Here is an 18871-nt window from a genome sequence, read left to right on the forward strand (position 1 = left end):
CCCCTTGGTCGCGTTCCACATTTTAGCAAAACGGCGATGATGGAAACAGGCTCGCCCTGCTCAGCCGGGGATATCTCGCGATAAAATTCCGGAGGCGGTGTTCAGATGGAGCGGCCTGAAAAACCATGTTTCAAAGCGGAACAACATCGACCTTGTGATCGGTGGTTTGAGACCCTGACGTGCGCAACACGCCTTTTACCGGTGCGGCGTCTCCGTAGTCGCGGCCATGCGCGACAACGATGTGATCCTGCCCGACCCTGAGGGCATTGGTGGGGTCATATTCGATCCAGCCGATCTCGATGCCGCACCAGGCCCTGACCCAGGCGTGCATGGCATCCGCACCTTCCAGCCGTTCCTGGCCTTCCGGCGGAATGGTCCGGAGAAAGCCGCTGACGTAGCCTGCCGGAATGCCGATACTCCTGAGGCAGGCGATCATGATGTGCGAAAAATCCTGGCAGACGCCATGACGTCGCTCGAACGCCTCAATGGCCGGAGTATCGACTGTTGTGGCCTCGGCATCGAAGCGCATGTCCGTGTTCAAGGCCTTGCCGATGGCTTCGACGGCGGAAATCGTGCTCATGCCCGGGACGACATGGTCCTGCGCATAGACTGCAAACGCGGGGTCGAGGGGAAGACGCGGCGAGGCGGAAAGAAAATGGACCGGCGCCCTAGGGGCAAGCGACTGAACGCCGGAGAGCTCCCTTGCCAGGGCGTGCAACGGCGGTGAAATGTCGAGTTCTTCCGGCACCGCGGTTCTGTCGATACGGGCCTTCAGCTTGAAACTGAGTTCGCTGTGGCTGCGCCGGTAGGCAACGTCGGTGACAGCATTGCCGAAGAAGTCCGTCCGGTCGTGACGCTCAGAAGGGCCAGGCACGATATGGATCTGCCCCGCCATCAGCTTCTGCTCGCCGGGAATGGTCGCCGGCATCAGCCGGAGTGCATGATGTCCGTAGTTGGCCGGGCTGGCATAGTCGTAGGTGATTTCAAGCGTTACATCGTAATGCACGGGCGCCTCGCGTCGGGCGTGTCGGGTGAAAGCGACCGTCCGTTACCGGATATAGGCATCGGTCAGCTCCACGGAGAGATAGGAAATCTGATCGCGAAGATCGGCAAGAGAAGCCGGTGTCAGTGTCTCCGGGGTGGCGATTGCCAGAAGTGTGTGAACCTGCAGGACGGAGCGGGCCAGTTCCGAAAGATGCCCGTTTTCCGTCGCGTTGGGCAGCACGCCGATATGGTCTTTCATGTCGGTCAGCTGGTAGAGCACTGCGCGCGGGTTCTTGGTGTCCATCGCCAAAAGGTCCAGCACGGTGGCATGGCTGAGAGAGACCGCATAACGCCGGCTCATCGACATGGCGCTGTCGCCAACCTCAAGCAGCAGTTCAAGAGAGCCTTCCGGTGCGTCTTCGTCGGTAAAGACCGACAGGAGGTCAGCCATCCGGTGGGCGCGTTCCAGTGCACGGCCGATGGACAGGAAACGCCAGCCGATAAACCTGTACATGTTTTCATGCACAAGACCCGAAAAGCCGGTGATCTTGCGCAGCAGCAGGCCCATGGCTCTGGTTACGTCGGCATTGTCGCGCATCGTGCGCTTGGCGCCATTCGCGGCCTGGGCAAGGTCGTTCAGCGCCAGCCAGCCATCGACGGAAAACCGGTCGCGCACCTTCGCAGCGCTGGCGACGGCCGATTGCAGCATGTCGCACAGGCCATCGGGAACCGGCTCGACAGGCGCCATGCCGATCTTGTCCAGATATTCCGCCGTCAATGCCACAAGCGGGGCTTCCGGGTCCGCCGTTTCCATCAACCGGGCATGATAGGCACGCAGCAGCCGCACCGCGCCTTCCGCACGCTCCACGTAGCGGCCGAGCCAGAACAGGTTGTCGGCTGCGCGCGATGGCAGGGAACCGGTCTGTGATTTGAAGAACGGCGATTCCGTCTGGTGGAGCAAGGTTTCCTTGTGCGGCTTCTGACCGCCGACGATCCACACATCGGCCGCCGATCCGCCCGCCTGCATGGCGATCGCACTTGCATCTTCCGTTTGTCCGATCCGGGCAAAGCCGCCAGACATGACTTCCCAGCCGTTGGTCGTTCGGGCCAGGAAGACGCGCAGGCTCATCGGCCGGGGGACCAGAAGCCCGTTGTCATAAGCAGGCGTCGTCGACAGGGTCACGGCTTCCTGCCCGACCAGCTTGTCGCTCTTGCTGTCGATCCAGGTTTCCAGAATGCCCTTGTGGAACTTGTCGAAATCCTTGCCGATAAAATCGGTATGGGAGGATGTGAAAGGCAGCGCGGTCGACAGAGCGGGGCTGAACATCATGCCTTCCGCATTTTCTTTCACGTAGGCTTTGGTTCCCTCTTCACCGCACCACCAGGTCGCGACGTTCGGCAGCTTCAGCGGCTCGCCGAGCAGGTGTTCGCTGATGCGCGGCAGAAAGGCAAGGAGCGCGCGTGTTTCCAGAATGCCGGTGCCGAGCGCATTGATCATGGTGACTGCGCCGCTGCGGACCGCCTGAACAAGACCCGGAGTGCCGATGTGAGAGGTTTCGTTCAATTCCACCGGATCGGCCCAGGCGGCATCAAGGCGCCGCCAGAGAACGCTGACGGGTCTCAGCCCGGCGACCGTGCGAACCATCAGCTTGCCGTTTTCAACTGTCAGGTCCTCACCTTCCAGCAGCATGAAGCCGAGATAGCGGGCGATGTAGGCATGCTCGAAATAGGTGTCGTTCAGCGGGCCTGGTGTCAGGATCGAAACGCGGCTTTCGCTTTCTCCACGCAGCTCGACCAGGTGGTCGCGGAACCGCCGGAAAAACCCGGCGAGCCGATGGACATTGGCACGGGCGAAGAACTCGTTGAAGACGCGTCCGGTTGCGACCCGGTTTTCCAGTGCGAAGCCGGCACCGGAAGGCGCCTGTGCCCTGTCGGACAGAACCCACCAGGTTCCGTCCGGCCCGCGGCCGATCTCGAACGACAGGAAGTGCAGGAATTGTCCGGATTTCGGCTTGATGCCCACCAGTGGACGCTGCCACTCCGGACTTTGCGCAATCAGGCTTGCCGGAAGATAGCCGTTGGACACCAGCCTGTTGTCGCCATAAAGATCGGCGACAACCTGTTCCAGAAGTTCGGCGCGCTGGGTCAGACCGTCTGCAATCACCTGCCAGTCGTCCTGGCTGATGATCACCGGAATATGGCTCAACGGCCATTCCCGCTCATTCGCCCCGTCCTGCCCGTATTGACGGAAATAGACCCCGGCATCGTTCAGATACTGATTGCCGCGCGCGAAACGCTCGGTAATTTCCTCCGGCGTCAGAGCGCTTAGATGCTCCAGAAACGACCGCCAGACCGGTCTTACCCGGCCATCAGGGAAGAGCAGCTCGTCCGAAACATCCGGAAAGGGACGATAGGCCTTCAAGAGGCCGTAGCGAAGCGCTCCGGGTTCTGCGTTTTCGTCCAGGCTCATGCATCGTTTCCAGTCGGCGGGGCTGCCGGTTCGTCAGACATTCTGCGGTCTGCGCAGGTCCAACGTCAACGGAAACTCCGGATGTGGCCGTTCAAGCCCCGGAAGATAGAGCCCCGGCGTATGGCCGTGGGGCTCGAACCTTGCAAGGCGGCGGGCTTCTGCCTCGTTCCCGTTGACAGGAAACGTGTCATAGTTCCGTCCGCCCGGATGAGCAACATGATAGACGCAGCCACCAAGGGCCCGCCCGCTCCAGCGATCGAAGATATCGAAGGTCAGCGGGGCGTCGACCGGATGCACGGGGTGCAGCGCCATGGCCGGTTGCCAGGCCTTGTAACGGACACCGGCAACCGAAACGCCGTTGGTCTCGGTTTTCCTGAGCGGCAAGGTCCGCCGGTTACAGGTGACGGCGTAGCGGTCCGGATCGCTGGTGGTGAGCTTGACCTGCAGACGTTCGGTGGAGCTGTCCGTATAACGCACGGTGCCACCTATGGCGCCGGTCTCGCCCAGTACGTGCCAGGGTTCCAGCGCCTGTCGAAGTTCAAGGTGAACACCATCGACCTCGAGTTCTCCGCAGAAGGGGAAGCGGAATTCGGCCTGGGCTTCGAACCAGTCCGGACGCATCTGAAAACCGTGATGCTCCAGATCACCCAGGACGTCGAGAAAATCGGTCCAGACATAATGCGGCAGCATGAACCGGTCGTGCAGGGCCGTGCCCCAACGTGTCAGGTTGCCGGATAGTGGCTGCTGCCACAGGCGCGCAATGAGCGCCCTGAGCAACAGCTGCTGGGCAAGGCTCATGCGCGGGTCCGGCGGCATTTCGAATCCGCGGAACTCGACGAGGCCCAGCCGTCCTGTCGGGCCGTCGGGGGAATAGAGCTTGTCGATGCAGATTTCCGCCCGGTGGGTGTTGCCGGTGACATCCACCAGAAGGTTCCGCAGCAACCGGTCCACCAGCCAGGGGAACGGCGTTGCCCCTTCATGAGGGCGGTGGATCTGTGACAGGGCGACTTCCAACTCGTAAAGGCCGTCATGACGGGCCTCATCGACGCGCGGTGCCTGAGAGGTCGGGCCGATGAAGAGGCCGGAGAACAGGTAGGACAGGCTTGGATGGCGCTGCCAGTGCAGGATCAGGCTGCGCAGGAGATCAGGCCGGCGCAGGAACGGACTGTCGAGCGGCGTCGCGCCGCCAACTACCACGTGGTTGCCGCCGCCGGTGCCCGTGTGCTTGCCGTCGATCATGAACTTGTCGGCACCGAGCCGCGACTGCCGGGCTTCCTCATAAACGCCTTCGGTGATCGCGACACATTCCTGCCAGCTGGATGCCGGATGGATGTTGACCTCGATGACGCCCGGATCCGGTGCAACGCGGATGACATTCATGCGCGGGTCGGGCGGGGGCGGATATCCTTCGATATGAACCGGCAGGTTCAAGTCAGCCGCGGCAGATTCCGCCACCGAGATGAGTTCCAGATAGTCCTCGATCCGTTCCACCGGCGGCATGAAGACGCAAAGACGTCCGTCGCGAGCTTCCACCGACAGCGCTGTTCTGACCGATGCTCCGCCAAATTCGTCATCTGTCAGGGTTTGTTCCCGCCGGTCCTGCTGGCCTTCGCTGGCGGTGAAATGGGCGACATCCTGCCTGCGGTCAGCGCGCGGGCCCGCAGGAAACTCCGGCAACGGATCGCGCGGCACGGTCGGATCGGCGATGTTGGTGTAGGGATATTGGGCCGGTGGGACATGGGGCAGGGATTCCAGCGGCAGGCGGTAGCCGACAGGGCTGTCTCCGGGAACGAGGAACAGCGCATCACGGCGCAGCTTCCAGCGCTCGGATCGCCAGCGGTGTCCGCCGGCTTTCGATTGCCAGCGCTGGATCGGCAGCACATGTCCGGCAGGTTCGGTCAGCCCACGGTCGAAGACACGGGCAATACGATGCCGGGCCTCGGCATCCTCCAGCTTGGAATTTTTCGGGGTGACATTTTCCGGAAGGTTGGCTTCCTTCACCAGCCACACCGCCGGGTCTTCATAGGCGGCCACCACGTGGTCCGGGTCGATTTCCAGCTTCGTTGCGATCTCCTGCAGCAGCGCTGCGGCCTGATCTGCGCTGGCCTTGGTATCGTCGCCTTCTTCCGCGATCAAATCCGGATCATGCCAGATCGGTTTTTCGTCGCGGCGCCAGTAAAGCGAGAAGGTCCAGCGGGGCAGGGTTTCACCCGGGTACCATTTCCCCTGGCCGTAATGCAGGAACCCTCCAGGGGCAAAGCGTTCACGCAACCGGCGGATCAGAATGTCTGCCTTCTGGCGTTTGGTCGGGCCAACCGCGTCGGTATTCCATTCTGCGGCTTCGAAATCATCGATCGAGACGAAGGTGGGTTCGCCGCCCATGGTCAGGCGGACGTCCTCCTGCGACAGGATCCGGTCGACCTTGGTGCCGAGCTGATTGAGTGCCGACCAGGCATCGTCGGAAAACGGCTTGGTGATGCGCGGATGTTCGGCGACGCGGGCCACCTTCATGTCGAAGGCGAAGTCGACCTCCGCCTTGCTTGCCATGCCGACAATCGGGGCGGCGTTGACGTAATGCGGCGTCGCGGCCAGCGGAATGTGGCTTTCGCCTGCCAGAAGGCCGGAGGTCGGATCGAGCCCGATCCAGCCAGCACCCGGCAGGAAGACTTCGGCCCAGGCATGCAGATCGGTGAAATCGTGATCGGTGCCGGAGGGGCCGTCCAGTGCTTCCAGATCCGGCTTCAGCTGGATGAGATATCCGGAGACAAACCTTGCGGCGAAACCGAGATGGCGCAGCGCCTGCACCAGCAGCCAGGTGGAATCGCGGCAGGACCCGGTTCCTTTCTCGAAGGTTTCTTCCGGTGTCTGTACGCCAGGCTCCATGCGAATGACATAGTTGACGGTCTGGGAGACCTTGGCGTTCAGCCCGACGATGAAGTCGACGGTTCTCTGGCGATCCTTCGGGACCGTTTCCAGGAACGCGGTCATGCGCGGGCCGGTCGGGTCGAGGCGACGGTAGATCTGAAGATCTTCACGAAGTTCCGGCGGATAGTCGAAGGGCCATTCCTCCGCGCTCTCCTCGATGAAGAAATCGAAGGGATTGTAGACGGCCATGTCGGCGACCAGATCCACTTCGATCTTGAATTCGCGCACAGGCTCGGGAAACACGAAGCGGGACAGCCAGTTGCCGTAGGGGTCCTGCTGGTGATTGACGAAGTGACCTTCGGGCGAAACCTTCAACGAGTGAGACAGGACCCGGGTGCGGCTGTGAGGGGCCGGCCGCAAGCGGATAATCTGCGGGCTTAAGGTAACCGGACGGTCGTATCGGTAATGGGTCAGGTGATAAATGCTTGCACGAATTGACATTTACAGGGCCCCGGTATTTGTCCGTTTTAAAGCGCGAGTGTCAGGTTTTCACAAAATCAAACGCATAACCACGTCTTTCTGTAGGCAGTTTCGCCTCACGAATGGGCTGCAAGCATCTTGCGAAAGCAGAAGGCCGGGAACCAGGTGAAATCTCGTGTTGCCGGTCAGGGTTCGTTAAACACGATGCAATCCTTCCGGCGAAGCCGGCTCTGACAAGCGCTTTTCCTGTGCTAATTTCGGATTGATTAACACAATCGGATCAAGGTGCCGGCAGCCAGCGAACGGCCAGCAGGCGGCAGGTCTGTTGCGGCCGGGTTTCAGGCAGGACTGCCTCGGAAACCGGTTTCTGGCAATCTTTGGATATGCGCCAATAAAATGTGCGTAAGTGGTTGCCACTTCTGCAGAACATATTTGTGGTGGCTAATATGATGCCGGGGTTGGTCCAGGCACTGTTTCGGTGCGATCGGCTGGCCCCCATGTCAAGGTCCCGTTCGGCTTTCGAACATTCAACCGGTGCTGCGGTGAATGTCCGTGATCTGAACCGGGGCCGTTCTTGCGTGAAGAGCTGCAAGAACGTGACGGGCAAGGATGAAGAGCGAAGGATAATGATGTTCGTCAGACTGCTGTGCATGGTGTGGTTTTGGGTGGCAGCCGGCGTGGTCCAGGCGGCGGACTTCCGCGTGACCTTCATCAACCCGGGTGGTGAGACCGGTTTCTGGGGCGACGTGTCCAGGACCATGATGGCGGCTGCTGCCGATCTGAACGTCGACCTTGAAATCCTGTACGCCGACCGGCGTCCCTACGGCATGGAAGAGCTTCTCAGTCTCCGGCTGGAACAGGGGGAGCTGCCGGACTATTTCATTCTGGTCAACGAGAACCAGGCGGCTGCCCGTCTGATGCAGCTTATGGAGGGCCGGGAGAGCAAGGTTCTGTTCCTGCTCAACAAGCTGACGCCGAAGCAACGGGTCGACCTGGAACGCAGGAACATCGATCTTCATGGTATTATCGCCTCGGTCGTTCCGGACAATGAAACGGCCGGTTACGAGATGGCACAGTCGTTGTTTGCCGAAGCGCGGCGGCTCAACCCGGACGCAAGGGAAATCCGGTTGCTGTCCCTCACTGGCGATTCAACCACGCCTGCCGGATTGCAGCGGGAACTCGGTATGTTGCGGGCTGTGGCAGACAACAGCGACGTCAAACTGGTCCATGCCATTCCGGTCGACTGGAGCGAGGAACTTGCTTTCGCGCGGACGAAAAGCGTTTTGAACCGCACGCGAATTGACGTCGTCTGGGGTGCGAACGATGACATTGCTTTCGGTGCACAGCGTGCTGCAACCGAAGCAGGACTGACCATCGGCAAGGATATATTGTTCGCCGGGTTGAACTGGTCGAACCGCGGCATGAACGCGGTACGGTCCAACGAACTGACCATGACCCATGGCGGGCATTTCTTTGCAGGTGCCTGGGCGATTGTGATGCTGAGGGATCATTTCTTCAGAAGTGTTCAGGGTGAAGTCTTCGTCGATGTCGTGTTCAAGATGTCGCCGATCACCGCTCAGAACGTCGAGCTATATCTCAGCAGGCTTGGTGACGGGAATTGGGACAAGATCGACTTCGCCCGGTTCTGCAAATCGTCTTCCAATCATAGTCACTACGATTTTTCAGCTGACGCCATTCTGGAAGCCGCCGGTAGTTGACCGGCGTGCCGGACGGAAGCGGACGGCTGTTGTTCCTTTTCTCGTAACACTTTGAATTCTCACCTATCCAAGTCTGCTGTCCGGACGGTATAGATGCCTTGGAAGGGCCATTTGAAGAGCCCAGCGGGAGAGAGCCATGAGCGACGAAGCCGAACCGGGCAAAGCCTATAATCCGGAAACGGAAGGCGCCGAGATGCGCTTTGCGGACAAGATGTCCTATGGCGACTATCTGGGGCTGACGCAGATTCTGAATGCACAGGCACCCTTGTCGGACGCCTCCGACGAACTGCTTTTCATCATTCAGCACCAGACGTCGGAATTGTGGATGAAGCTCATGCTGCATGAGCTGAACGCCGCTCGCGATGCGATTGCCGACGATCACATGCCGCAGGCGATGAAGCTTCTTGCCCGGGTCAGCCGGATCATGGAGCAACTGAATTCTGCCTGGGATGTGCTGCGGACAATGACGCCGAGCGACTATACCCAGTTCCGGGATGCCCTCGGCATGTCCTCGGGCTTTCAGTCGCTGCAGTACCGGCTGATCGAATATGCGCTGGGCAACCGGAATACGGCAATGATCCGGCCGCACGAGCACGACGCGCATAGCGTTGCCCTGCTGAATGCGGAGCTTGCCCGCCCCAGCCTTTATCAGGTCGTGCTGGCATTCGCCCGCCGCCAGGGTCTCGATGTGCCGGAGGACGCCATTGCGGTACCTGCTTCTGCTCCACATCTCGAAGTTCCCGAGATCATGACGCTCTGGCAGAAGGTTTACCGGGATCCGTCCGCCCATTGGGCACTTTACGAGGTCGGTGAGAAACTGGTTGATCTGGAGGACTACTTCCGCCGCTGGCGCTTCAATCATGTCACCACCGTGGAACGGGTGATCGGCTTCAAACGTGGAACCGGTGGAACCGGCGGCGTCAGTTACCTGAAGCGCATGCTGGAAGTCGAACTCTTCCCTGAGCTCTGGCATTTGCGCACGGCGCTCTGAAACAGGCTGCGTCTCGTCATTCTTGGACGAATTGCATGTTTGCCATCGGCGTTTGTGCCGATAGAGTGTCGTTTCAAGAGCCCCGCAAGCGGGCTCAAGGGACTGAAGAGGGGATTTCCTATGTTGAAACAATTTGCTGCGGCCGCCAGCCTGGTGGCCATTCTGGCGGGAGCGGCACAGGCCGAACCCGTCAAGGTCGGCATGATCACGACCCTGTCCGGCGGTGGTGCAGGTCTTGGCATCGATGCACGTGACGGCTTCATGCTGGCGGTCAAACAGGCCGGCAACACGGATCTGGAAGTGATCATCGAAGACGACCAGCGCAAGCCGGACGTCGCGGTTCAGCTTGCCGACAAGATGATCCAGTCGGACAAGGTCGACGTCCTGACCGGCATTATCTGGTCGAACCTGGCCATGGCCGTCGTGCCGTCTGTCACTGCCCAGGGCAAGTTCTATCTGTCACCGAACGCCGGTCCGTCCGCTCTGGCCGGCAAGGGCTGCCATCCGAACTATTTCAGCGTTGCCTATCAGAACGACAACCTGCATGAGGCCGCAGGCGCCTATGCCAAGGAAGCCGGTTTCAAGAAGAGCTTCATCCTCGCGCCGAACTATCCGGCCGGCAAGGATTCGCTGACCGGGTACAAGCGCTACTACGACGGTGAACTGGCGGGTGAGATCTACACCAAGCTGGGCCAGACCGACTATGCGGCCGAGATTGCCCAGATCCGTGCATCGGGCGCCGACAGCGTGTTCTTCTTCCTGCCTGGCGGCATGGGTATCTCCTTCCTGAAGCAATATGCCGACAGCGGCGTCGGCCTTCCGGTCGTTGGTCCGGCGTTTTCCTTCGATCAGGGTATCCTGCAGGCGGTTGGGGATGCTGCGCTGGGCGTGAAGAACACGAGCCAGTGGAGCAAGGATATCGACAACGATGCCAACAAGGCCTTCGTTGAAAGCTTCCAGGCCGAATACGGCCGCCTGCCGTCGCTTTATGCGGCCCAGGGCTTCGATACGGCCAACCTGCTGCTGTCGGCCATGGCCAAGGCGGATGTGACGGACGCAGACGGTTTCCGCGCAGCGCTTGAAGCAGCTGACTTCCCATCCGTGCGCGGCAAGTTCAGCTTCGGTCCGAACCATCATCCGATCCAGGACATCTATGTTCGCGAGGTGATCAAGGAAGGTGATGTCTATACCAACAAGATCGTCGGAACGGCCCTGACCGATCACGGTGACGCCTATTCAGACGAGTGCAAGATGTAAGACCCGGCGGGTTTCTCTACACAATGTGAAAGGCGCAGTCTCCCGCTGCGCCTTTTTCTTTTTGAAATCGTGAGAGACCCGGCTCGCGCTTAGCCGGAAGTATGGGGCTAGGTTCAATGACCTTTGCTGGCGAAATTACACCTCACCTGACTTCGGTCTTTCCAGGGCTTGCCCCTGTAATCCGCACCTTGACCATGCCAGCCGGGGCTGCGGTTTGGCCCAAGGGCAACGGCATGGATCCCATGGTCGAGCCATGGGATGACGGGGAGCGAGTGGGAGAATAGAGGGCATGGATACGGCGATACTTTGCCCGGCGTCCGTCATTGCAGGGTTTGACCCTGCAATCCCTGCCGTGCCCTCAGCGAACGGAGTGGGTGTGATCTGAAGCGTCCTACTTCCCGAAGACTCCGGCGTCGATCATCTGCTGGAACATCTCTTCCATGGAGGTTTTCATCGGTCTGTAGGTGACGCCGAGGGCGCGTTTGCTTTTGGAATTGTCGGCGCGCCATTTCACGTCGACGTTGTTGGTGACGAATTTCCGTGAAATACCGCCGACGATCGGCCCGACCAGCCAGACGATCCATTTGGGTAGCGACTGGCGAGGCACCGGATAACGATCGCCGTATTTCTCGATCAAGGCCTTGCCGAGTTCCAGAATGTTGGTGTCGTGGCCGGAGATGATATGCCTTCCCTCGGCCTCTTCCCGGAAGCCGGCCTCCATGTGTGCCCTGGCAAGGTCACGCACATCCACGACGCCAAGGCCAAGTTTCGGAGCGCCCCGTTTCATGGTGCCGTCGCCCATCTGGCGGACGATGTTGAAACTTTCGGATGTCGGCCTGGCGTTAAGGGCCGGACCGATCACCAGCGACGGATTGACGGTGACCAGCTCGAAGCGATCCTGAGCCCTGGCGATCTTCCAGGCTTCCTGTTCCGCAAGCGTCTTGGAATAGCTGTAGGGCTGGTATTCGAGAGAGGCGGTGGTGTTCCAGACCTCCTCCGTCAGTTTGCCGCCCGGGGCTTTAATACAGTCGATTGCATCCGTGTAGATGGCCGCGCAGGAGCTGGTGACGACCACGCGTTTGACACTTGCAGTCCGCGTGGCGGTTTCCAGAACGTTCCGGGTACCTTTCACCGCGGGCGCGATCAGCTCCCTCTGCGGGTCCGTGACCGATGTGGTGAAAGGGGAGGCCGTGTGGAAGACGATGGCACAGCCTGCCATCGCCTCGGCGTAGGAACCTTCCTCCAGCAGGTCGGCTCTGAAAAAACGCAGGGTGCCCGGAGATCCGGCCGCAATCTCCTGAAGGTGTGCGACCTTGTCCTTGCGGTCCGGGTCACGGACAGCAGCGTGCACCGTAATTCCGGCATCGAGCAATTCCTTCACCAGCCAGCTGGCAACATAGCCCGTGGCACCCGTTACCAGGACCGGTGCATCGGTGGAAAGTGAAGTCATCGGATCTGGTCATCCTTCCTTTGAAGGCCGCTCTTGCGCCGGCAGCTTGTCCAAGCAGTGAGATAGCCGCTGGATGGTGTGCGTCAACACAGGAATTGGTTCGGCCATAGATGCCCGACCCGCAGCTACTGAGTGTCTGCCGATCGTTAAGACCTGCCCGGCGGGCGTCGTATCCGGGGCGTAGACAGGCTTGAGACATGGGCGAGCAGGTCACGCTGCAGTGCAAAGTCAGTATTCGGATTTCGTTTTGCGATGCAAAACGAACCTCAATAGAAGTATGATGTAGAAAAATATGAAAGACTCGAAACCCGATTTCGTGCTACATCTGATGTCAAAATTGTGCCACACTGACGGTGCTGGCCGACAGGCTGCCGGGTTTCCGGGTCAAGTGCAGGGGTCGGTTCTGTTCTTGAAAAGCCTTTAAAAACAATATTTTGCCACTCGTTTGAGTAGGCTTGATTATCTACTAAAAATTTAGTTTGACAACATGGCGATGCTGTGACCATCTATTCGTAGCCGGTTAATGACGGCGTTTAATATCTCACGGGAGGAGATGCAGATGCGTAAGTATCTACTCACCGCAGTCGCAGCTGGTGCTGTGCTTGCGGGGGCAGGGTCCGCTTTTGCCGATGAAGCAGCGGCGCAAAAGTGGATCGACCAGGAATTCCAGCCATCCGTTCTGTCAAAAGATGAGCAGCTTGCAGAAATGCAGTGGTTCATTAACGCGGCCGAACCGTTCAAGGGTATGGAAATCAACGTCTTGTCCGAAGGCATTCCGACGCACTCCTATGAGTCGGAAGTTCTGACCAAGGCCTTCGAAGAAATCACCGGTATCAAGGTCAATCACCAGATCCTCGGCGAAGGGGAAGTGGTGCAGGCCGTGCAGACCCAGATGCAGACCGGCCGGAACCTCTATGACGCCTATGTCAACGACTCCGACCTGATCGGCACCCATTCCCGTCTGCAGCTCGCCTACAACCTGACCGACTGGATGAACGGCGACGCCAAGGATGTCACCAACCCGGGTCTCGACCTGGAAGACTTCATGGGCACCCAGTTCACAACCGGCCCGGACGGCGACCTCTATCAGTTGCCTGACCAGCAGTTCGCGAACCTCTACTGGTTCCGCAAGGACTGGTTCGACCGTGAAGACCTGAAGGCAGCCTTCAAGGAAAAATACGGTTATGAACTCGGCGTGCCGGTCAACTGGTCCGCATATGAGGACATCGCCGAATTCTTCACCAAGGATGTCAAGGAAGTCGACGGCGTCCAGATCTATGGTCACATGGACTACGGCAAGCGCGCACCGGATCTCGGCTGGCGCATGACCGATGCCTGGCTGTCCATGGCGGGTGCAGGCGACAAGGGCGAGCCGAACGGCGTGCCGGTTGACGAGTGGGGCATCCGCATGGAAGCCGGCACCTGTAACCCGGTTGGCGCTTCGGTTTCCCGCGGTGGTGCTGCAAACGGCCCGGCGGCCGTCTACGCGATCCGCAAGTGGGACGAATGGCTGCGCAACTATGCGCCTCCGGGTGCTGCCAGCTTCGACTTCTACCAGTCCCTGCCGGCTCTCAGCCAGGGCAACGTTGCCCAGCAGATCTTCTGGTACACCGCGTTCACCGCGGACATGGTGAAGCCGAAGTCCGAAGGCAACAACACGGTTGACGATGAAGGCACGCCGCTGTGGCGCATGGCTCCGAGCCCCCATGGTCCTTACTGGGAAGAAGGTCAGAAGGTCGGCTACCAGGACGTGGGTTCCTGGACCATCCTGAACTCCACTCCGGTGGATCGTGCGAAAGCAGCCTGGCTCTATGCCCAGTTCGTGGTCTCCAAGACGGTTGACGTGAAGAAGAGCCATGTCGGTCTCACCTTCATTCGCGACAGTACCGTGCGTCACGAGTCCTTTACCGAGCGTTCTCCGAAGCTCGGCGGCCTGGTCGAGTTCTATCGCTCGCCGGACCGTGTTGCCTGGTCCCCGACCGGCATCAACGTTCCGGACTATCCGAAGCTGGCCCAGATCTGGTGGCAGCAGATCGGTGACGTGAACTCCGGCGCGTTCACGCCGCAGGAAGCCATGGACCGCCTGGCACAGGAAATGGACATCGTCATGGCCCGCATGCAGCAGGCTGACGAGCGCGCCAACGTCTATGGTGGCTGCGGTCCGCGCCTGAACGAAGAGTCGGATCCGCAAGAATGGCTGAACAAGCCGGGCGCGCCGAAGGCAAAGCTCGAAAACGAGAAGCCGCAGGGCCAGACCGTGAACTACGACGAGCTGGTCGCACGCTGGGCTGAAAAGTAAACCTGAGCGCGACGTGCAAGGGCATCGTGTCTGCCATGCAGACCATGATGCCCGGGCACCCATCACCCAACAAACCGGACCGGGGCATCTCCCCGGTCCACCACCGATCCGAAGCGACAGGGCGCGAAATCGATGTTTCGCCACTTGCACCTGTCCGGACGCGGGCGAAAAATAAATGTCTCTAGAACTTAAGAACGTCAGCAAGCGCGTTGCAGGCATCACCCATGTCAAGGAAACGAGCCTGACGCTGCATCCCGGTCACTTCAATGTTCTGCTTGGGGAAACCGGCTCGGGCAAGACCTCGCTGATCAAGCTGATGGCTGGTCTCGACAGCCTGGCGACAGGGCAGATCGTGCTCAATGGCAAGGACGTGTCCCGCCTGTCCGCGCAAAAGCGCAACATCAGCCTGGTGCACCAGTTTTTCGTCAATTACCCGCATATGTCTGTCTTCGACAACATCGCGTCGCCGCTGAAGGTTGCAGGTGTTGCCAGGTCGGAGATCGAAGGCCGGGTGGAAGAAGCGGCCAAGCTGATGAAGCTGAACCCGTATCTCAACCGCAAGCCGCATGAACTGTCGGGTGGCCAGCAGCAGCGCACCGCGCTGGCGCGCGCCATCGTCAAGGAAAGCGATGCGGTCTTCCTCGACGAACCGCTCGCCAACCTCGACTACAAGCTGCGCGAGGAACTGCGCGACCAGCTTCCGGAACTTTTTGCAGGCCGCGGCGCGGTCGTCGTCTACGCAACGTCCGAGCCTGAAGAGGCCCTTCTTCTGGGAGGGCACACGGCCCTCATGACCGACGGCAACGTGGTGCAGTTCGGCCCGACCGCCGACATCTATCGCAAGCCGAAGGATCTGGACGCCGCGAAGGTGTTCTCCAACCCGCCGATCAATGTCGCCCCGGTGACCAAGCGTGGAGACCTGGTGATCCTGAACGAGGTCACGAGCTGGCAGGCCACAGGTGCTGCTTCGGGTCTTCAAGATGGCGCCTACACCCTTGCGATCCGGCCCAATCACGTGATGCCGGTGGCAAGTGCGCATCATACCGTGAAGCTTGACGGACATGTACTGGTGACGGAGCTCAGCGGTTCGGAAAGCAGTGCCCATTTCGACATGGACGGCAACGCCTGGGTCTCTTTGTCACCCGGTGTTCATCCCTATTCCGTCGGCGAGGTCCACACTTTCTACCTGGATCCGAGCCATTGTTTCTTCTTTGCGCCTGACGGCCAGCTGGTCGCCTGAGGAGAGGACATCATGGCACAAATCAAACTCTCCAATCTGCGTCACAGCTACCAGCCCAATCCGGCGAGCGATGCGGATTACGCCCTGAAGAAGATCGACCTGACGTGGGATGACGGCGGCGCCTATGCCCTGCTTGGTCCGTCGGGCTGCGGCAAGTCCACGTTGTTGAACATCATTTCCGGCCTGCTGGTTCCTTCTGAAGGCAAGATCCTGTTCAACGATCAGGACGTCACCTCGCTGCCGCCGGCAAAGCGCAATATCGCGCAGGTGTTCCAGTTTCCGGTCATCTACGACACGATGACCGTCTACGACAATCTGGCCTTTCCGCTCAGAAACCGCGGGCGGGACGAGGACACGGTGAAGCGGCGGGTTGCCGCGATCGCCGAAATGCTGGAAGTCAGCGACATGCTGAAGGTTCGGGCGGCAAATCTTTCGCCGGACAACAAGCAGAAGATCTCCATGGGCCGCGGCCTCATCCGCGAGGACGTCAACGTCGTCATGTTCGACGAGCCGCTGACGGTGATCGACCCGCATCTGAAATGGAAGCTCCGATCCAAGCTGAAAGAGCTTCATCAGCGGGTCAAGGCGACCATGATCTACGTGACGCACGACCAGACCGAAGCGCTGACCTTTGCCGACCAGGTGGTGGTGATGCAGGACGGTGAAGTCGTACAGATCGGGACGCCAGTGGAGTTGTTCGAACGTCCGGCCCACACTTTCGTCGGTCACTTCATCGGCTCTCCTGGAATGAACGTCCTGCCCTGCGACGTCCAGAACGGGGCCGCGTTCTTCCGCGGTGAAAAGGTCGCGCTGGAAGGCCCGGTGACTGCCGCCGGCGACGGCGCTGCGGAGATCGGTGTCCGTCCGGAATTCGTCAAGGTGTCTGCCGACGGTGCAGGCATTGCGGCGAAAGTCCGCAAGGTTGCCGATATCGGCCGCCACAAGGTGGTCGAGGCGATCGCTCATGACATGCGTATCAGCGCCATTCTGGAGGGCGAAGCGCCCAATGCCGGAGACGACGTGATGCTCGACTTCAAACAATCCCAGACGCGTCTCTACAAGGATGGCTGGCTGGCGAGCCAGCCTGAGGGAGGGGCCCGATGAAAACGCAAAATCAACGCGCCTGGTTCTTCGTAACCCCGGTGCTCATTCTTGTCGCCTTCAACGCGCTCATCCCGATGATGACCGTGGTGAACTACTCCGTTCAGGAAACCTTCGGCGACAACCTGTTCTTCTGGCAGGGGCTGGACTGGTTCGAGCAGGTGCTTCGCTCGGAGCGTTTTCACAATGCGCTCGGACGGCAGTTCCTGTTCACCTTCCTGATCCTGATTATCGAGGTGCCGCTTGGGGTCGCGATTGCGCTGTCCATGCCCAAGAAGGGCTTCTGGGTGCCGTTCTGCCTCGTCACCATGGCCTTGCCGATGCTGATCCCGTGGAACGTGGTCGGCGCGATGTGGAACATCTTCACACTGCCGGATATCGGTCTGCTCGGTTACTTCCTGAACCACACCCTGGGCATCTCCTATGACATGACCCAGAACCCGATTGCTGCCTGGGTGACGATCATCGTCATGGATGTCTGGCACTGGACATCGCTGGTGGTGCTCCTGGCCTATGCCGGTCTGGTTTCGATCCCGAACGCCTATTATCAGGCGGCGGAAATCGACGGAGCCTCTCGCTGGGCGGTGTTCCGCTTCATCCAGTTGCCGAAGATGAAAACGGTGCTGACCATTGCCGTGCTGCTGCGCTTCATGGACAGCTTCAACATCTATACGGAGCCTTTCGTGCTGACGGGCGGTGGTCCGGGTAACTCCACGACGCTGCTCTCGATCGATCTTGTGAAGATCGCGCTGGGTCAGTTCGACCTTGGACCGGCAGCCGCCATGTCCCTCATCTACTTCGCCATCACGTTGTTCGCCTCCTGGCTGTTCTACACGCTGATGACGATGAACGACAACAAGTCCTGAGGAGAACCGTCATGCGCCTGAAAAGCCTGGTTCCCATCCTGTACATTCTCTTCCTGATGTTGCCGATCTACTGGCTCGTCGCGATGAGCTTCAAGACCACCAACGAGATCCTGTCCGGGTTCACGCTGTTCCCGCAGACCTGGACCTTCGCCAACTACATCGAGATCTTCACCGATCCGACCTGGTACTGGGGCTACATCAACTCGATCATCTACGTGACCATCAACACGGTCATTTCGATCACCGTCGCGCTGCCGGCAGCCTATGCTTTCTCCCGCTATTCCTTCGTGGGCGACAAGCACCTGTTCTTCTGGCTGTTGACAAACCGGATGGCACCGGCTGCCGTCTTCGCGCTGCCCTTCTTCCAGCTCTATTCCGCCGTCGGCCTGTTCGACACCCATCTTGCCGTTGCACTGGCACACTGCCTGTTCAACGTGCCGCTGGCGGTCTGGATCCTGGAGGGTTTCATGAGCGGGGTGCCGAAGGAACTGGACGAAACCGCCTATGTGGACGGCTATTCCTTCCCGCGCTTCTTCATGACGATCTTCCTGCCGGCCATCAAGTCCGGCGTCGGGGTGGCCGCCTTCTTCTGCTTCATGTTCTCCTGGGTGGAAATGCTGCTGTCCAAGACACTTACCGCCGTCGAGGCGAAACCCATTGCCGCCGTGATGACCCGAACCGCTTCCTCCGCCGGTTACGAACTGGGTCTGCTGGCGGCCGCCGGGACCCTGACCATCATTCCCGGCGCCATCGTCATCTATTTTGTCCGTAACTACATTGCCAAGGGCTTTGCCCTAGGGAGGGTATGATGCTCGGTTGGATGGCCTGGACCCTGCCGACGGCTCTGCTGTTCGTCGGTATATTCTCCGCAATCGGGGTGCTGACCGCCCTGGAAGTGAAATTTCCCGGTGGCGCTGCCCGGCGCGGTGTCCTGGGACTGGAAACGACCCGGGGCGACCGCCTCTTCATCACCTTGCTCGGAACGGCCTATATCTTTCTGGCCTGGCTGGGCCTGGTGGGCAACCCGCTCTGGTGGCCGCTCGCCCTGAGCATCGGTTGGGGCGTCTTCTGCTTCTGGAAAGTCTGACGTGAATAAAGGCGCGCGGGTTTCCCGCGCGCTTCGTCCATCAGGTGGTCTCGATCAGGGGAG

General features: G+C 60.0%; 13 protein-coding genes. 9 read left to right on the top strand and 4 right to left on the bottom strand.

Annotation, left to right across the window (positions count from 1 at the left end):
• Positions 1–130 precede the first annotated feature (130 nt).
• Genes FIV03_RS11640 through FIV03_RS11650 form a run of 3 tightly spaced genes read right to left on the bottom strand, consistent with a single transcriptional unit; the run spans position 131 to position 6820 of the window.
• On the bottom strand, positions 131–1006 hold the full coding sequence (locus tag FIV03_RS11640; RefSeq protein ID WP_023003057.1) for a transglutaminase family protein: 876 nt from the start codon (positions 1004–1006) through the stop codon (positions 131–133).
• 42 nt (positions 1007–1048) lie between these two features.
• Entirely contained in the window at positions 1049–3454 is a 2406-nt protein-coding gene (locus FIV03_RS11645) for a circularly permuted type 2 ATP-grasp protein (protein ID WP_152509656.1), read from the bottom strand.
• 33 nt (positions 3455–3487) lie between these two features.
• Positions 3488–6820 (bottom strand): transglutaminase family protein, encoded by a 3333-nt coding sequence (locus tag FIV03_RS11650; protein ID WP_152509657.1) that lies wholly within the window; start codon positions 6818–6820, stop codon positions 3488–3490.
• Between the two features lie 605 nt (positions 6821–7425).
• Here FIV03_RS11650 and FIV03_RS11655 point away from each other — a divergent pair.
• From FIV03_RS11655 to FIV03_RS11665, 3 genes are all read left to right on the top strand, one after another.
• Entirely contained in the window at positions 7426–8517 is a 1092-nt protein-coding gene (locus tag FIV03_RS11655) for an ABC transporter substrate-binding protein (RefSeq protein WP_209009947.1), read from the top strand.
• A 136-nt stretch (positions 8518–8653) separates the two neighbouring features.
• Positions 8654–9508 carry a tryptophan 2,3-dioxygenase gene (kynA, locus tag FIV03_RS11660; RefSeq protein ID WP_152509659.1) on the top strand — a complete coding sequence of 285 codons (855 nt, stop codon included), beginning with the start codon at positions 8654–8656 and terminating at the stop codon, positions 9506–9508.
• A gap of 120 nt (positions 9509–9628) precedes the next feature.
• On the top strand, positions 9629–10765 hold the full coding sequence (locus FIV03_RS11665) for an ABC transporter substrate-binding protein (protein ID WP_152509660.1): 1137 nt from the start codon (positions 9629–9631) through the stop codon (positions 10763–10765).
• Between the two features lie 391 nt (positions 10766–11156).
• On the opposite strand, the gene FIV03_RS11670 is transcribed toward FIV03_RS11665, so the two are convergent.
• The gene (locus FIV03_RS11670; protein ID WP_152509661.1) at positions 11157–12215 is read right to left on the bottom strand and encodes an NAD-dependent epimerase/dehydratase family protein; all 1059 of its coding nucleotides are present in this window, start codon (positions 12213–12215) and stop codon (positions 11157–11159) included.
• A gap of 559 nt (positions 12216–12774) precedes the next feature.
• On the opposite strand from FIV03_RS11670, the gene FIV03_RS11675 reads away from it, so the two are divergent.
• The 6 genes from FIV03_RS11675 to FIV03_RS11700 all read left to right on the top strand — a co-directional run bounded on the left by FIV03_RS11675 (position 12775) and on the right by FIV03_RS11700 (position 18808).
• A complete protein-coding gene (locus tag FIV03_RS11675; RefSeq protein ID WP_031270305.1) occupies positions 12775–14514 on the top strand; it encodes an ABC transporter substrate-binding protein in 1740 nt (579 codons plus the stop codon).
• Between the two features lie 175 nt (positions 14515–14689).
• Entirely contained in the window at positions 14690–15754 is a 1065-nt protein-coding gene (locus FIV03_RS11680) for an ABC transporter ATP-binding protein (RefSeq protein ID WP_152509662.1), read from the top strand.
• 12 nt (positions 15755–15766) lie between these two features.
• A complete protein-coding gene (locus FIV03_RS11685; protein ID WP_152509663.1) occupies positions 15767–16858 on the top strand; it encodes an ABC transporter ATP-binding protein in 1092 nt (363 codons plus the stop codon).
• Positions 16855–17721, top strand: a complete 867-nt coding sequence (locus FIV03_RS11690; RefSeq protein WP_023003068.1) for a sugar ABC transporter permease — start codon at positions 16855–16857, stop codon at positions 17719–17721. Before FIV03_RS11685 ends, FIV03_RS11690 begins: the two co-directional genes overlap by 4 nt.
• A gap of 11 nt (positions 17722–17732) precedes the next feature.
• Positions 17733–18530, top strand: a complete 798-nt coding sequence (locus tag FIV03_RS11695; RefSeq protein ID WP_023003069.1) for a carbohydrate ABC transporter permease — start codon at positions 17733–17735, stop codon at positions 18528–18530.
• Positions 18527–18808 (top strand): DUF2160 domain-containing protein, encoded by a 282-nt coding sequence (locus tag FIV03_RS11700; RefSeq protein WP_023003070.1) that lies wholly within the window; start codon positions 18527–18529, stop codon positions 18806–18808. The genes FIV03_RS11695 and FIV03_RS11700 overlap by 4 nt, the downstream gene beginning before the upstream one ends.
• Positions 18809–18871: the final 63 nt, after the last annotated feature.

This window comes from Labrenzia sp. THAF187b (assembly GCF_009363375.1).
Lineage (GTDB): Bacteria > Pseudomonadota > Alphaproteobacteria > Rhizobiales > Stappiaceae > Roseibium > Roseibium algicola.

Excerpts from the sequence above, each read along its gene's own strand:
- FIV03_RS11645 (WP_152509656.1), bottom strand. The coding sequence starts at position 3,454 with ATGAGCCTGGACGAAAACGCAGAACCCGGAGCGCTTCGCTACGGCCTC.
- FIV03_RS11650 (WP_152509657.1), bottom strand. The coding sequence starts at position 6,820 with ATGTCAATTCGTGCAAGCATTTATCACCTGACCCATTACCGATACGAC.
- FIV03_RS11655 (WP_209009947.1), top strand. The coding sequence starts at position 7,426 with ATGATGTTCGTCAGACTGCTGTGCATGGTGTGGTTTTGGGTGGCAGCC.
- kynA (WP_152509659.1), top strand. The coding sequence starts at position 8,654 with ATGAGCGACGAAGCCGAACCGGGCAAAGCCTATAATCCGGAAACGGAA.
- FIV03_RS11665 (WP_152509660.1), top strand. The coding sequence starts at position 9,629 with ATGTTGAAACAATTTGCTGCGGCCGCCAGCCTGGTGGCCATTCTGGCG.
- FIV03_RS11670 (WP_152509661.1), bottom strand. The coding sequence starts at position 12,215 with ATGACTTCACTTTCCACCGATGCACCGGTCCTGGTAACGGGTGCCACG.
- FIV03_RS11675 (WP_031270305.1), top strand. The coding sequence starts at position 12,775 with ATGCGTAAGTATCTACTCACCGCAGTCGCAGCTGGTGCTGTGCTTGCG.
- FIV03_RS11680 (WP_152509662.1), top strand. The coding sequence starts at position 14,690 with ATGTCTCTAGAACTTAAGAACGTCAGCAAGCGCGTTGCAGGCATCACC.
- FIV03_RS11685 (WP_152509663.1), top strand. The coding sequence starts at position 15,767 with ATGGCACAAATCAAACTCTCCAATCTGCGTCACAGCTACCAGCCCAAT.
- FIV03_RS11690 (WP_023003068.1), top strand. The coding sequence starts at position 16,855 with ATGAAAACGCAAAATCAACGCGCCTGGTTCTTCGTAACCCCGGTGCTC.
- FIV03_RS11695 (WP_023003069.1), top strand. The coding sequence starts at position 17,733 with ATGCGCCTGAAAAGCCTGGTTCCCATCCTGTACATTCTCTTCCTGATG.
- FIV03_RS11700 (WP_023003070.1), top strand. The coding sequence starts at position 18,527 with ATGATGCTCGGTTGGATGGCCTGGACCCTGCCGACGGCTCTGCTGTTC.